Source organism: Xanthomonas bromi (assembly GCF_900092025.1).
Taxonomy (GTDB): domain Bacteria; phylum Pseudomonadota; class Gammaproteobacteria; order Xanthomonadales; family Xanthomonadaceae; genus Xanthomonas; species Xanthomonas bromi.
Window position 1 is genome coordinate 19,111 of sequence record NZ_FLTX01000006.1, and the last position, 14,272, is coordinate 33,382.

The 14,272-nt window shown below is 64.1% G+C and carries 12 protein-coding genes; 10 read left to right on the forward strand and 2 right to left on the reverse strand.

Annotation, left to right across the window (positions count from 1 at the left end; all coding sequences use genetic code 11):
* The first annotated feature begins 181 nt into the window (after positions 1 to 181).
* A complete protein-coding gene (locus tag XBLMG947_RS02380; protein ID WP_181093056.1) occupies positions 182 to 2,341 on the forward strand; it encodes a carboxy terminal-processing peptidase in 2,160 nt (719 codons plus the stop codon).
* A 286-nt stretch (positions 2,342 to 2,627) separates the two neighbouring features.
* Here the strand turns inward: XBLMG947_RS02380 and XBLMG947_RS02385 are convergent, their stop codons facing one another.
* On the reverse strand, positions 2,628 to 3,494 hold the full coding sequence (locus tag XBLMG947_RS02385; protein ID WP_065466210.1) for an endonuclease/exonuclease/phosphatase family protein: 867 nt from the start codon (positions 3,492 to 3,494) through the stop codon (positions 2,628 to 2,630).
* 160 nt (positions 3,495 to 3,654) lie between these two features.
* Here XBLMG947_RS02385 and XBLMG947_RS02390 point away from each other — a divergent pair, with 160 nt between their 5' ends.
* From XBLMG947_RS02390 to gnd, 8 genes are all read left to right on the forward strand, one after another.
* Positions 3,655 to 4,710, forward strand: a complete 1,056-nt coding sequence (locus XBLMG947_RS02390; RefSeq protein WP_065466211.1) for a bifunctional nicotinamide-nucleotide adenylyltransferase/Nudix hydroxylase — start codon at positions 3,655 to 3,657, stop codon at positions 4,708 to 4,710.
* Between the two features lie 121 nt (positions 4,711 to 4,831).
* Positions 4,832 to 6,235: a nicotinate phosphoribosyltransferase gene (locus XBLMG947_RS02395; RefSeq protein ID WP_065466212.1), complete on the forward strand. Its 1,404-nt coding sequence runs from the start codon at positions 4,832 to 4,834 to the stop codon at positions 6,233 to 6,235.
* Positions 6,236 to 6,257: 22 nt separating this feature from the next.
* The gene (locus tag XBLMG947_RS02400; protein WP_065466248.1) at positions 6,258 to 7,379 is read left to right on the forward strand and encodes a hypothetical protein; all 1,122 of its coding nucleotides are present in this window, start codon (positions 6,258 to 6,260) and stop codon (positions 7,377 to 7,379) included.
* On the forward strand, positions 7,372 to 8,436 hold the full coding sequence (locus tag XBLMG947_RS02405; RefSeq protein WP_065466213.1) for a DNA methyltransferase: 1,065 nt from the start codon (positions 7,372 to 7,374) through the stop codon (positions 8,434 to 8,436). Before XBLMG947_RS02400 ends, XBLMG947_RS02405 begins: the two co-directional genes overlap by 8 nt.
* A gap of 74 nt (positions 8,437 to 8,510) precedes the next feature.
* The gene (locus XBLMG947_RS02410; protein ID WP_065466214.1) at positions 8,511 to 9,290 is read left to right on the forward strand and encodes a DUF2242 domain-containing protein; all 780 of its coding nucleotides are present in this window, start codon (positions 8,511 to 8,513) and stop codon (positions 9,288 to 9,290) included.
* Between the two features lie 125 nt (positions 9,291 to 9,415).
* On the forward strand, positions 9,416 to 9,796 hold the full coding sequence (locus tag XBLMG947_RS02415) for a glycine zipper 2TM domain-containing protein (RefSeq protein ID WP_065466215.1): 381 nt from the start codon (positions 9,416 to 9,418) through the stop codon (positions 9,794 to 9,796).
* A 167-nt stretch (positions 9,797 to 9,963) separates the two neighbouring features.
* Complete coding sequence (locus tag XBLMG947_RS02420) at positions 9,964 to 11,319, forward strand: hypothetical protein (RefSeq protein ID WP_065466216.1); 1,356 nt, start codon at positions 9,964 to 9,966, stop codon at positions 11,317 to 11,319.
* A 20-nt stretch (positions 11,320 to 11,339) separates the two neighbouring features.
* Positions 11,340 to 12,281: a phosphogluconate dehydrogenase (NAD(+)-dependent, decarboxylating) gene (gene gnd / locus XBLMG947_RS02425; protein WP_065466217.1), complete on the forward strand. Its 942-nt coding sequence runs from the start codon at positions 11,340 to 11,342 to the stop codon at positions 12,279 to 12,281.
* 388 nt (positions 12,282 to 12,669) lie between these two features.
* Here the strand turns inward: gnd and XBLMG947_RS02430 are convergent, their stop codons facing one another.
* Positions 12,670 to 13,728, reverse strand: coding sequence for an oxidoreductase (locus tag XBLMG947_RS02430; protein ID WP_065466218.1), 1,059 nt, complete (start codon positions 13,726 to 13,728; stop codon positions 12,670 to 12,672).
* A gap of 150 nt (positions 13,729 to 13,878) precedes the next feature.
* Between XBLMG947_RS02430 and XBLMG947_RS02435 the strand changes: the two genes are divergently transcribed.
* Positions 13,879 to 14,250, forward strand: a complete 372-nt coding sequence (locus XBLMG947_RS02435; RefSeq protein ID WP_065466219.1) for a BON domain-containing protein — start codon at positions 13,879 to 13,881, stop codon at positions 14,248 to 14,250.
* The last annotated feature ends 22 nt before the right edge of the window (positions 14,251 to 14,272 follow it).

Genomic DNA, 14,272 nt, shown 5'->3' on the forward strand with positions numbered 1-14,272 from the left:
GCGCAGCCGCAGGGTACGGTCTCGTTCACAATCCGCTACAGGCCCGGCGCTAGGCTGATTCAGCAGTGGATGACAACGCCAGCAACTTTCGGCACTGTCATGCTGTCCGATCCGTTCACCGCCTTCCTTTCATCGGCCTTGTGCCGAGAGCCATTCGATGACCTACAACGTTTCTGCGTCCATGAAGGCCGGCCTGCTGGCGCTGGTGTTGACCACTCCGATGGCCTTGCTCGCGCGCGCCGACACCGCGCTGCCTGCCGCCGCCACGCCCGACCAGGCGACGGCCACCAAGCTCGTCTACGGCCTGCTCTCCGACAGCCGCTACGCCTATCGGCCGCGCGCGCTGGACGAGGCGATGTCCAAGGATGTGTTCAAGCGCTATCTGGAAACGCTGGACGGCGGCAAGCAATTCTTCACCCAGGCCGACATCGACGGCTTCGCGCCGCTGCAGGCGGGTGTTGGCGATGCGCTGCGCGGCGGCAATCTGGAGCCGGCCTTCCAGGTGTTTTCGGTCTACAAGAAGCGTGTCGATCAACGCGTCAAGTACGCGCGCGACCTGCTCAAGCAGGACTTCGATTTCAACGGTAGCGACAAGTTCGAATACGACCGCAAGGACGTGCCGTGGGCTGCTGACGACAAGCAGTTGGACGTGCTGTGGCGCCAGTCGGTCATGAACGACTGGCTGCGCCTGAAACTGGCCGGCAAGAAGCCCGACGACATCCGCAAGACGCTGGATAAGCGCTACGCGGCGCTGGCCGATTCGGTCAAGCAGCTCAAGGGCGAAGACGTGTTCCAGTTCTTCGTCAACGCCTATACCAACGCCGTGGACCCGCACACCGATTACTTCACCCCGCGCACGGCCGAGACGTTCAACCAGCAGATGTCGCTGTCGCTGGAAGGCATCGGCGCGCAGTTGCAGAAGCAGGACGATATGGTGGTGATCCGCGAGGTGATCCCCGGCGGTCCGGCGGCGGTGGACGGCACGCTCAAGCCGGGCGATCGTATCGTCGGTGTAGGTCAGGCCAAGACTGGCGCGATCGAAGATGTGATCGGCTGGCGCATCGATGACGTGGTGGCCAAGATCCGCGGCAGCAAGGACACCCAGGTGCGCCTGGAGTACATCCCGGCTGAATCGGGCATCGACGGCAAGCACCGCACCGTGACCCTGACCCGCCAGAAGGTGCGTCTGGCCGAGCAGGCTGCCAAGGGCGAAACCATTACATTGCCGGCCACGGGCACCGAGCCGCAGCGCCGCATCGGCATCATCAAGCTGCCGGGCTTCTATCAGGATTTCGAAGGACGTCGTCGCAATGCAACCGATTACGCGTCGGCGACCCGCGACGTCGCCAAGCTGCTGGCCGGCTTCAAGACCGACAAGGTCGATGGCGTGGTGCTGGATCTGCGCAACAACGGCGGCGGCTCGCTCGATGAGGCGATCGAACTCACCGGCCTGTTCATCGAGCAGGGGCCGGTCGTGCAGGTACGCGAATCCGGCGGGCGCGTGACCGTCAATGGTGACAGCGATCCCAAGGTTGCCTGGGACGGCCCGCTCAGCGTGTTGATCAACCGCGGCTCGGCGTCGGCATCGGAGATCTTTGCCGGTGCCATCCAGGATTACGGTCGCGGTCTGGTGATCGGCGAAACCAGCTTCGGCAAGGGCACCGTGCAAAACATCGTCGACCTGGACCGCTGGCCGGCTGCCGAGGGGCAGCGCTATGGGCAGGTCAAGCTGACGATCGCGCAGTTCTTCCGCGTCAGCGGCTCCAGTACCCAGCACAAGGGCGTGGTACCGGACATCGCTTTCCCGGCCAGCGTGGATGCCACCGAGTTCGGCGAGAGCACCTACGACAATGCATTGCCGTGGACGCGCATCGCCGCTGCGCCGCATACACAGTACGGCAATTTCGCGCCGCTGCTGCCCAAGTTGCAGGCACTGCACACGGCGCGCATCGCCACCGACAAGGAGTTCCAGTGGTGGGAAGAGGACGTCAAGCAGTTCCGCGATGAAAAGGCCAAGAAGTACATTTCGTTGAACGAAGCCGAGCGCGTTGCCGAGCGCCAGAAGCAGGATCAGCAGCGCAAGGATCGCCAGCAAATTCGTAAGCAACTCGGCCTGCCGCTGGATCCGCTTGCCGAAGACAGCGACGACGGGCTGACCGGTAACGAGCGCGACATCGTCAAGGACACTGCACGCGAAAAGGCCGCCGAAAAGCGTCCGGATCCGTTGTTGCACGAATCGGCCGCCATCCTGGCCGATGCCCTGGGTCTGCTGTCGAAGGATCAGCCGCTCTCTGTCGAGGTGCTGCCGAAGTCGACCGCGCCGGGGCGCTGGGCGGATTGAACCGGCGGCGGCCCCTTGAAGGCTGAGAGCGTTTGAAAACACACATGCCACCGCACTGCGGTGGCATTTTTTTGGTGGTATATGGTCGTGGGATGGAGGTGCGGTACGTCGCGATCGCGGAGCGTGGTGGCAACCACGACCCGCATGGGGCAACGTCAGTGCATGCTACACGTGCGCTTGCAACAGGCTGCTGTCGCCGCGATAGCATTGCCACCAAGCGTCAGTAGCGCAACCGCTGTGTCTGCCGCCAAGCGCCAGTCGCCCAAGCACTGCGTGTGCCTGCGACTCATTGCGGCCAGCTGAATTCGGCCATCACCGGATAATGGTCGGACGGCAAGATGCCGCCTGGGCGCGTGTCGAGCGTTGAACAACGGGTCGGCGTCAGCCCACGGAACAAGATCCAGTCGATACGTCGCGTTGGCTGGGTGGTGAAATCCTGGAAGGTCTTTTCCGGGCCCTGCGGCTTCGCCACATGCGTACGCGCATCGTCGAGCACGGCGGTGAGCGTGCGATAGGTGCCTTGATCGGGATCGCTATTGAAATCGCCGGTCACGATCACCGGGATCTCGGCAGGTAGCGTTGCGATACGCGACAGGATCACGCGTGCGCCGTGCTCGCGTGCGGCTTCATCCTGAGCGCGATGCGGAAAATGGGTATTCAGTAGATAAAAGCGGCGCTTGTCGCTGCGGCGTTCGAACAATGCCCAGGTGACCATGCGCGGCAGGTCGGTGTCCCAACTGCTGCTGCCAGGCACCTCGGGGGTTTCGGATAACCAGAAGTCGCCTGATTCGATAACGCGCAGTGCGTTGCTGTCGTAAAACACGCCCATATGTTCGTCGCTGCCATCGGCACGCCGTCCCTTGCCGAACCAGCGATAGGTTGGCAGGTGAGAGGCCAGATACTGCGCCTGTGCCTGCACCAGTTCCTGGGTGCCGAACACATCGGGATGGGCCTGTTTGATCAACGCGACCATCGAGGTCCGCCGCACCGTCCAGCGTTTGTCGCCGTCGCTGTCCACTGGCACGCGCACGTTGAACGACATCACCCGCAACGGTGCCGGCGCGGAGGTGGCAAAGGCTGGCAGCGTCATGCATAGCGCGAGGATGGCGGCGAGAAAACAACGTGGCGCAACACGTAGCAATGAGCGTGGCATGTCGTGGATCTCCAGAAGGCAGCAGGCGAGTCTAGCCAGCATGCATGACCGTTGTGTCAGTGCACCAGACAGGCGCTTGACGCCGTCGCGCATCGGCGTAGCCTTTGCAGCACGCCGGTGGAGAGACCGCCAGCTGACCACTCAACCGTGAGGGATTCTCATGGCAACACCGTACGACTATCTCGTGTTTATCGGGCGCTTCGAGCCCTTTCATAACGGCCACGCCGCCGTCGCCCGCCACGCGCTGGGCAAGGCGAAAACGCTCATCCTGCTGATCGGCTCGGCCGACACGCCCCGCACCATCCGCAACCCGTGGACCGTCGCCGAACGCGCGGTGATGATCGAATCGGCATTGCCGGACGAAACCGCGCGGCTGATCGTGCGCCCGCTACGTGATCATCTTTATAACGAAAGTCTGTGGATTGCTGAGGTGCAACGTCAGGTTGCCGACGCGGTGCAAGCCGATGGCGGCACGCTGGATGCGCACATCGGCCTGATCGGCATGGACAAGGATGCCAGCAGTTATTACCTGCGCGAATTTCCGCAGTGGCCGCTGGAGGATGTGCAACATACGGCCTCGCTGTCGGCGACCGAATTGCGCCGCTACCTGTTCGAAGCCGGCGACATCGGGTTCCATGGCGGGTTGTTGATGCTGCGCGGCAATGTGCCGGCGCCGGTGTACGACATGCTGGAAGCGTTCCGGCGTAATTCGCCGAGCTACGCGCAACTGGTGGCCGAATACCGTTTTATCGAGCAATACCGCGCTGCGTGGAAAGACGCACCGTATCCGCCGACGTTCGTAACCACCGATGCAGTGGTGGTGCACTCGGGGCATGTGCTGTTGGTGCGGCGGCGCGCCGAGCCGGGCAAGGGCTTATGGGCGTTGCCGGGTGGTTTTGTCGGCCAGGACGAAGGCCTGCTGGATTGCTGCCTGCGCGAGCTGCGCGAGGAAACCCGGCTCAAGTTGCCGGTGCCGGTGCTCAAGGGGTCGTTGCGTGGCCGGCAGGTGTTCGATCACCCCGAGCGTAGCCAGCGTGGACGCACGATTACCCATGCATTCCATTTCGAATTTCCCGCCGGCGAATTGCCTGCGGTACGCGGTGGCGACGATGCCGATAAAGCGCGCTGGATCCCGATCGCCGAGGTGATGGCGATGGGCCCGCGCCTGTACGAAGACCATCTGCATATTCTCGAATTCTTTCTGGGCCGTGGCTGAGCGCGCAAACGACTGCATGTTGCGGTGATGCAGCCGCACCGCATGCAGTGTGAGCGCGTGGACCGCGACCTCCCGCCGGCGGACAGACCGCTGGTTCATTCGACGCGAAGGAGCTTCCGTCATGCATTACCTCGATAACCTGCTGCTCAATACCGATAGCTACAAGGCCAGCCACTGGCTGCAATATCCGCCCGGCACCGATGCCTCGTTTTTCTACGTCGAATCGCGCGGCGGCCTGTACGAGCAAACCGTCTTCTTCGGCCTGCAATCGATCCTGAAAGAAGCGATCAACCGGCCGGTGACGCACGCCGACATCGACGATGCCAAGGCCTTGCTGGCCGCGCACGGCGAGCCGTTCAACGAAGCCGGTTGGCGCGATATCGTCGACCGCCTCGGTGGGCAGTTGCCGATCCGCATCCGTGCCGTGCCCGAAGGTGCGGTGGTGCCCACGCACAACGTGCTGATGACAATCGAATCCACCGACGCCAAGGCGTTCTGGGTGCCGTCGTATCTGGAAACCTTGCTGTTGCGGGTGTGGTACCCGGTGACGGTGGCCACGGTGAGCTGGCAGGTGAAGCAGATCGTGCGCGACTACCTGGAGCGTACCAGCGACGATCCGGAAGGGCAGTTGCCTTTCAAACTGCATGATTTTGGCGCGCGTGGTGTGTCCAGTCTTGGCTCGGCGGCATTGGGCGGTGCCGCGCATCTGGTGAATTTTCTTGGCACCGATACCTTGTCGGCGTTGCTGCTGGCGCGTGCGCATTACCACACGCCGGTGGCCGGGTATTCGATTCCCGCTGCCGAGCACAGCACCATCACCAGCTGGGGCCGCGAGCGCGAGGTGGATGCGTATCGCAACATGCTGACGCAGTTCGCGCGACCCGGTTCCATCGTGGCGGTGGTATCCGACAGCTACGACATCTACCGTGCCATTCGCGAGCATTGGGGCGCCACCTTGCGCGAGGAAGTGATTGCTTCTGGTGCAACCGTGGTGATTCGCCCGGACTCGGGCGACCCGGTGGATGTGGTCGAACAGTGCCTGCTGTTGCTGGACGAAGCCTTCGGCCATCAGGTCAATGGCAAGGGGTATAAGGTGCTCAACCATGTGCGGGTGATCCAGGGCGACGGCATCAACCCCGGCTCGTTGCGCGCGATTCTGGAGCGCATCACCGCCGCAGGCTATGCCGCGGACAATGTCGCTTTCGGTATGGGTGGTGCGTTGCTGCAGAAGGTGGATCGCGACACCCAGAAGTTCGCGTTGAAGTGCTCGGCCGTACGCGTGGACGGGCAGTGGATCGATGTCTACAAGGATCCGATCACCGACCAGGGCAAGCAGAGCAAACGCGGTCGCCTGACCTTGCTGCGCAACCGCAACGATGGCAGTTACCGTAGCGCGTTGCTCGATGAGGTTGGCACGCATGCCGACAGCGAAGATGCGCTGGTGACGGTGTGGGAAAACGGCGTGTCGCAACAGGAGTGGACGCTGGAGCAGGTGCGCGCGCGTGCCAACGCCGCGCGTCGCTGAGGTGCGGCGCGCAGGGTTCGCCATGCACGCTTCCATCGACGACAGTTCCTTGTCGCCTGCTTCACCGCTGTTGGCGCGTTTACGTGCTGCAGCGCCTAGCCTGCAGCGGCGCGTGCCGCTGCAGGACGAAGCCAGCCGATGGCATGCACTGCGCATCGGTGCGCGGACCTATCGCGCGGCGTTGCCGATTACCTTTACCCCATATGCATCGGTGCGGCCGTGTTCTGCGCGCTGCGGGTTCTGTTCGGAAAACCTGCGTCAGCACGGCAGCGGCCGCGCCGGAGCAATGTTGCGACCCGGGCCCGCGTATTTCCGGCAGTTGAGCGACGCTTTGCAGCTGTTGCATGCTGTGCCGCTGTCGTATTCGTTGTCCGGTCTGGAAATGACCGACGATGCAGCGTGGTTGCAGACCTTGCTGCAGACCTTGGCAACAACAGCGAACGGTCCACGTGTCGAGCAGCGCGTGCTGTACACCAATGGCGCCGGGTTGGCGCGCGAACACGGTGCGCAGTTGATCGATGCGCTGGTCGCCTTCAGGCTGTCGTGTGTCGTGTGTCGTGTGTCGTGTGTCGAGCTGTCGCGTCACCATCCGTTGCAGGAGCGCAATGACGCGATCATGCGTTTCCGCGCGGACGAGCCCATCGCCGATGCGGCGACCTTCGTGCACACGGCGCAGCGTCTCGCGGCGCGGTTGCCGCTGCGCTTGGTCTGTATCGTGCAGCGCGGTGGCGTGGACAATGCCGATGCCATTGCGCGGTACATCGCATGTGCGCGCAGCTGTGGCGCCACGCAGGTGATCTTTCGCGAATTGTCGCAGCTGGACGATGCCTATCGCAGCAACGGCACACTGCGCTACATCGGCGAGCACCGCGTCGGCGTGGACACATTGCTGGCCGAGTGCATGCAGCAGCCCTGGTGGTCGCGCTGGCAACCCGACGGTCTGACCGAAGGCTATTACTTCTGGAATGTACGACTGCGCGACGAGGCCGGCTTACAGGTGGTCTTCGAAAGCGCGGACTATGCGGCGATGCACGCGCGCCACGCCACTGGCGATCTGTACAAGCTGGTGTTCTTTGCCAATGGTCGCCTGTGCGCCGGCTGGAACCCGGACGCAGATGTGCTGTGGGAGCCTGCCGATGGATGAGTTCGATCAACGCAGTTGGTGGACGCCAACCTCGGACGATGTCGCCTGGGCGTTGCCAGGGGATCTGAGCGCGGCCGACCCGCTGAACGGACGCGACTGTGGCTGGGTCGATCAGATGCGCCCTTTCGTGCGCCATTTCAGCCGCCCGGGCGAGCAGGTGTTCGACCCGTTTTGCGGCTTCGGCAGCACCTTGCTGGCAGCCGCACTGGAAGGCCGCAAGGCGCATGGCATGGAGATCGATCCGGCACGCGCGCAGGTGGCGCGCACGCGCCTGCAACGGCACGCGGTGGAGGCGCCGGTGGTGGTCGGCAGCCTGGCCGAGACCGCGCCGGCTGCGCCGATCGATCTGTGTCTGACCAACGTGCCGTATTTCGGTTGTCACTGGCAGGGCGGCGCGTTGCCTGGTCAGCTCTACGCCAGTGGCGATTACGCCAGCTATCTGGCCGGCATGCGTGCGGTCTTTCATGCGCTGCGCCAGCAGCTGCGGCCCGAAGGCGTGGGTGTGACGATGGTGCAGAACGTGGTGGTCGGCGGCCGCGTGATTCCGCAGGCGTGGGATCTAGGCCGGATCCTGGCCAGCCTGTTCACCCTGCGCGAGGAGCGGGTGCTGTGCTGTCGGCATCCGGGCGCAGCGCTGGCGCATGCAGATGCACGGAGCAATCGCAGCCACGAATACGCGCTGATCTTCCAGCACAGCCGCTCCCGGCTCGACCTGCAGCAGGCCGCGCACTTGCTGCAGGCGGTGCAAGCGCAGGAACTGCCGGTGGTGGTGCATGGCAGCTACGCGCGCTGGCTGGAGTCGCCGACGTTGGTGCCCGAGCGCCCGGCCGATCTGGACCTCATGCTGCGCGCAGAGCAATCGCTCTGGGACCGTCTGACCCACTGGCTGCAGCAGCAGGGCTTCGCGTTGAGCCTGTGGGGCGAGCCGTGCCGTGCGCCGGTAGCGCTGGCGATGGTGCGTGCGCGCCACTACCTGCGCGCCGAGCGCATCGGCGCCGATGGCAGTCGCTTGCAGGTGGACCTGCAACTGCCGGCGGATGAACCGCCATTGCCCTGATTCGGCAACGCGACGGCGCGCACACATGAGTTGCCGCTATGCTCTATGCCGGTTTTGGATGCCGGAATCTCCCTATGTCTTGTTCTTCCCTGATCGCGCGCGGCGCATTGCTTGGCGCGTTGTCAACCCTGGCTGGCTGCGGTGGCAGCAAGGGCGACACGATGCTGATGCGCGAGTCGTTCAATTCCGATGACACCTATTCGCGCAGCGTGGTGGCCAGTTCGCCGCAAGCTTGCGAGGCGGCGCGGCGTGTGCTGTTGAGTCAGGGCTACGCCGTCACGCGTGCCGATGCCGCTGCGGTGGAAGGCAGCAAGAACTTCCAGCTCAAGGAAGCCGACCAAAGCGAGCAGCTCAATCTGCGCATTTCCTGCGCCACTCAGGACGGCGGCAAGGCGCAGGTCTTCGTGAGTGCGCTGCAGGACCGGTACGCGCTGAAGAAGAGCTCCACCTCGGCCAGCGTAGGCGTGGGCATGCTGGGGTCGGTGTCGCTGCCGGTCGGTAGCAGTGGCGATTCGCTGGTGCGCGTGTCCAGCACCACGGTGCAGGATGCGGCCTTCTACAAGCGTTTTTTCGAACGCCTGAATTCGTATCTCCCCAAGGTCACCGAAGCGGTGCCTGCTGCCGCGAGTACGGCGCCCACGCCCGCACCCGCGCATGCGGCGGCACCAGCGCCGGCAGCTGCGGGTCCGGCCACCCCTGCCGCAACCACCCCGACCCCGGCACCGCCTGCGCCCGCTGCGGCAGCTCCCGCAACGGTTGCCCAGCCGCCGGTGGCGCCATTGCCGGTCGAAGCGCAGGACCCGCCACCGGCACCGGCGAAGCTGCCGCAGAGCGAACCGGCCAAACAGCCGTGACGACGCGGTTCACGCTCCGCTCTAAAGCCTGAATAGCCGGGCTTGCGCTTCACGTTGTGTTCTCGACCCACTGGCCACAGTGCGCCCATGGCTCGCCGAGCGAGCGAGAAACGTGGAGAACAACGATGAAAATGCGCACCTCCCTGCTGGGTATGTCCTTGATCGGCCTGATGGCGACGAGCACCTTCGCACAGGCTCAAAACTATTCGCATCAGCATCGCTATTCGGAAGCAGATGAAGGCCGCAGGTTCAACGATGGCACCCGCGTTCGCTGCCGGAATGTCGAGGTGCAGAAGAACTCGACCGACCCGAATCGCATCGGCGGTACGCTGGCTGGCGCCGCGATCGGTGGCTTGCTGGGCAACCAGGTCGGCGGCGGCAACGGCAAGAAGCTGGCGACCGTGGCCGGGGCAGTGGCGGGCGGGGCAGCCGGCCGCACCATCCAGGGCAATCGCCAGCAGGCCAACGGCAATCGTCAGGTCGAGCGCGTCTGCGAACGTCGCTGAGGCTGGTGAAGTGACTGGCCTGCTGTGAGTCTTGCGAGCCCCGGCCATGCCGGGGCTTTCTACGTTTGGGGGTGCGGCGCCGTGCCGACGATTGATTGCGCATGTCCTCGATGAGTGTTGCCCACGCGCACCGCCGTTCGTCGTTACCGCAACCGCCCGCTGCGCCGATGCCGCTGTGGCATGCAGGCAGGCGCAGAGTTGCCGCGTTGGTATGTGCAAGCGCCCTGTTTGCGGTGCAACTGCTGCAGGTGGCGGGGGCTGCGCCGAGCGAGACTGCAAACGCCGCTAGCGCGGACTGCGTGGAAGCACTGCTGCGACGGCTGGGTTGGACCATCCGTGTCGCCGCGGTAAGTGCACCGGTGATACAGCGTGGTCAACCGTGCACGCGTGGCACGCTTGCACAGGTGCAGGCCGCCGGCGATCTGCAGCTACTACTTCCGGCCGGCTGGAAGACGCAACAGCGCCACGCAGCGCTCACCGCCTTGCTGGACGATACCGCGACGCAGTGCGCCTATGCGTTCGAACTCGGCGCAGCCACCCGTCGTGCGGTGACGCAATTGCAGAACAACGCGCGCTACCGCTTCTCGGCAGTGCAACTGGGGTGGATTGGATTTGGCTGGCGTGGCGCCGCTGCGCAGGGCTGGAGTGGATTCAAGAGTTTCGGTCGCGGATATCAGCCGCGCGGCAGCAATGCCCAGGCGCTGGAGGCCTTCTACCGCGGCCAGGTGCGCTCCGAGTGCGGCGTGGGCCGGCAGGTGGCTCAGCTCGCCACGCAGCGCGAATTGTTCGGCGATGCCGGGTTCGATCAGGCGTTTACACCTGGCGAACTTTCGATCGGCACGTTTCTGACCTTGCACGACACCGACAGCATCCTGCTCGGTGCGCATGCCGGCGAATTTTTCGCCGACGGCAAGGCGGTGAAAACCTCGCAACTCGGGCGGCAAGCGTTTGTCGGCGCGCCGGGGTTCATTGCGCATGTGTTCGACAAGGCCTATCTGGACGACATCCACAATCAGGCCGAAAATTTCGTGGTGGTCGACGTCAGCGATGCAGCTGCCCAGGCGCTGGCGCAGCACGGCGGCTTTGCGTATTACGACGCGCGCAACCGGCAGATCTGGGAGTTGGCCAAACAGCTGCGCGGGCCTGGCAAGCGCCGCTTCGAACGCTTGCTTTACGAACGCGACGCGGGATTGCGGGCAACGCTGGACCCGCAGCAACAGGCCCGATTGCAGGAATTACAGAGGTTGCTGGACGACCCGTTCTACCAAGGCTTTGCGGTGTACGTGCATCCCAAGGGCACCAAGCCGATCGGCTATCACGTGGCGCGCCTGCTGGATCGTAACCCGCGCACGCCGTACGCGATCGACCTGACCTTGCACAATCTGCGCACCACGTTGTACTGGCGGTGGATCGATTGGCAGATGCAGCAGTGCAGCGCCGCCGCCGTCGCCGTCGCCGTCGCGGAACAATCCATTGAGAATTCCGCCATGCCAGCATCAGCTGAGCATGGCACCCTGCACTGATCAGATCATGAGGAGCGAGTATGGAACTGGGTATGGTGGGACTGGGCCGCATGGGCGCCAACATGGCCGAGCGATTGGTCAACGGCGGGCATCGCGTGCATGGCTACGATCCGGGTGCGGGCGCGCGCACCAGCGCGCAAGCCAAGGGCATTGTCACCGCCGATGCGCTGGCAGCGCTGGTCTCCGCACTGCCGAGCCCGCGCGTGGTGTGGCTGATGGTGCCGGCCGGCAAGATCGTCGATGACACGCTGGCGCAGCTGCAGCCGTTGCTGCAGGCCGGCGACATCGTCATCGATGGCGGAAATTCGTATTACAAGGATTCACAGCGTCGCGCGGCGCAGCTGCAGGAAAGCGGTATCGCGTTTGTCGATTGCGGTACCAGTGGTGGCGTGTGGGGCTTGAAGGAAGGCTATAGCCTGATGGTTGGCGGCGAAGAGGCGGCGGTGACCACACTGCATCCGGTCCTGGCCACGCTGGCGCCTGCGCCGGACAAGGGCTGGGGACGGGTTGGCCCGAGCGGTGCCGGCCACTTCACCAAGATGGTTCACAACGGCATCGAATACGGAATGATGCAGGCCTATGCGGAAGGCTTTGCGCTGATGCAGCACAAGACCGATTTTGCGCTGGATCTGCACCAGGTTGCCGACATCTGGCGAGATGGCAGCGTGGTGCGTTCGTGGCTGCTGGATCTCACTGCCGATGCGTTGACGCATAACCCGACCATGGCCGGCATCGCGCCGTTCGTTGCCGATTCGGGCGAAGGCCGCTGGACGGTGGCCGAGGCGATCGATCTGGAAGTGTCGGCACCGGTCATCACCTTGTCGCTGATGGAGCGGCTACGCTCGCGCGACAAGGATTCGTTCACCGACAAACTGCTGGCGGCGATGCGCAACCAGTTCGGTGGGCATGCAGTGATGACCACGACTTCTGCTACGCCGACGATCGGTAGCAAGGACGCGTAAGGCGTCGATGCAATGACAGTACGCGCCTGCATTGCGGCGCGCACTGTCGGCATCGGCGTTCTATGGCGCTTAGCCGCCTGGTTTGAAGCGGCTACCGACACTGGTGAGCGCATCGCGCCGTCAAACAGAGTGCGATGGTGCTTGAAGCATCGAGCGACATTGGTAATGTCGCTGCCGCTTCGTTACCCGGCCATGCAACCTGTCGAGCACCTAGCATCATTTACCGAGTGCCTGGTGCCGACTGCTCAACGCCATGCATCGACGATCACCTGCACGTGCTTGCGACGTTATATGTAACGCCGCACGCAGCGAGACAGGGGTGACCGCGCGCAGATGCAAGATATGCAAGCGGTATCCACACGCATGGCGCCTCACCGACTTTCCGGCGCTACAGCCCGCGCGCAGCGTCCAGCCACTGCACCTGGCCATTGGCAGCACTGCGTTGCGCAAGTTCCACCAGCTGCATGAGCTGCACCGCGTCGTGGCCGCTGACCGGCGCCGGGCCGGTGCCGGCTAGCGCGTCGCGGAAGGCGGCGTAGTACTGCCGATAGTCGCCCGGCAGGTTGTCGGGTTGATGGGTGTGGATGCGGCCCTCGTCATCCACGCGGGTGAGCGTGCCGGGTAACGGGTCGATGCCCCAGCCGACCGTGCCGGGACGACGGCCGGTGCGCAATTGGTCTTCCTGCGTATCCAGGCCGCGCTTGAGGTAACTGCCGCGCGTGCCGTGCACGGCGAAGCGCAGGCTGCCATCGGCCACCAGGGATCCTGCATGCAGCACCACGCGCAGCCGCGAGTAGTGCAGGGTGACGTGGAAATAATCGACACTGCGTGCCTGGTCGCGCTGACGTTGCAGATCCGCGCCGATACCCTGCGGCAAACCGAACAACTGCAGCGCCTGATCGAGCAGATGCGGTCCCAGGTCGTACCAGAGCCCGGCGCCGGGACTATCGCTCTCGCGCCAACGGTCGCGCACTTGCGGGCGATAGCGATCGAAGTGCGAATGGAACTCCACCACTTCACCCAGCTGGCCTTCTTCGATGAGCCGCTGCACGGTGAGAAAGTCGGCATCCCAACGGCGATTCTGGAACACGCTGATGACGCGTCCGGCCGCGTTTGCGGCATCGACCATCTGCTGCGCCTGCGCAGCATCCAGTGCGAACGGCTTGTCCACCAGCACATGCTTGCCGGCGGCCAGGGCCTGCAGCGCGAAGGGCGCGTGGGTCTGGTTGGGGGTGGCCAATACCACAGCATCCAGTGCGGGATCGGCCAGTGCGCGGTCGAGGTCGGCAACTACGTCGATGCCGGGGAAGTCGGACTGCGGCTGTTGCGGCTTGGACGACACCACGCTGTGCAGTTGCAAGCCAGAGGTGCTTGCGATCAGCGGTGCATGAAAGGTGCGGCCGACATAGCCGTAGCCGACGACGGCCAGATTGAACGGTTTAGGCATTGAAAACGGTTCATCGCAACGACGAGTGGAGTCCGCATGGTATTGCACCTGCCCGTGTGCGCAGGGTTCACAGCCTCTGCATGCAACGGTCACGTCCGCTCGACGAGTGCCACCGCAAACTACAGCCACATTCAACAGAAGGTGCTTGGTATGAAGAACATGACGCATGCACACAAGTTGTTGGCGCTGTCGCTGTCGCTCGGTCTGACCCTTGGCGCGTCGCAGGCGTTTGCCGCGCCGCAGGACATGGGCGCCCACAAGGACCACACTGCCGGCATGAACGAATCCAAGAAGCCGGTCACAGACACCTGGATCACCACCAAGGTCAAGGCCGATCTGCTGGCCACCGATAACGTGTCGGGCACCGACGTGAAGGTCGAGACCAAGAACGGCATCGTGACCCTGACGGGCACCGTCGCGACCCAGGCTGAGCACGACAAGGCCGTGGCCGTTGCCAAGAGCATCGAGGGCGTCAAGAGCGTCAAGTCGACTGGCCTGAAGGTCACTGCTGCGAAGAAGTAGGCGCAGCCGCTGCGAATGCCGG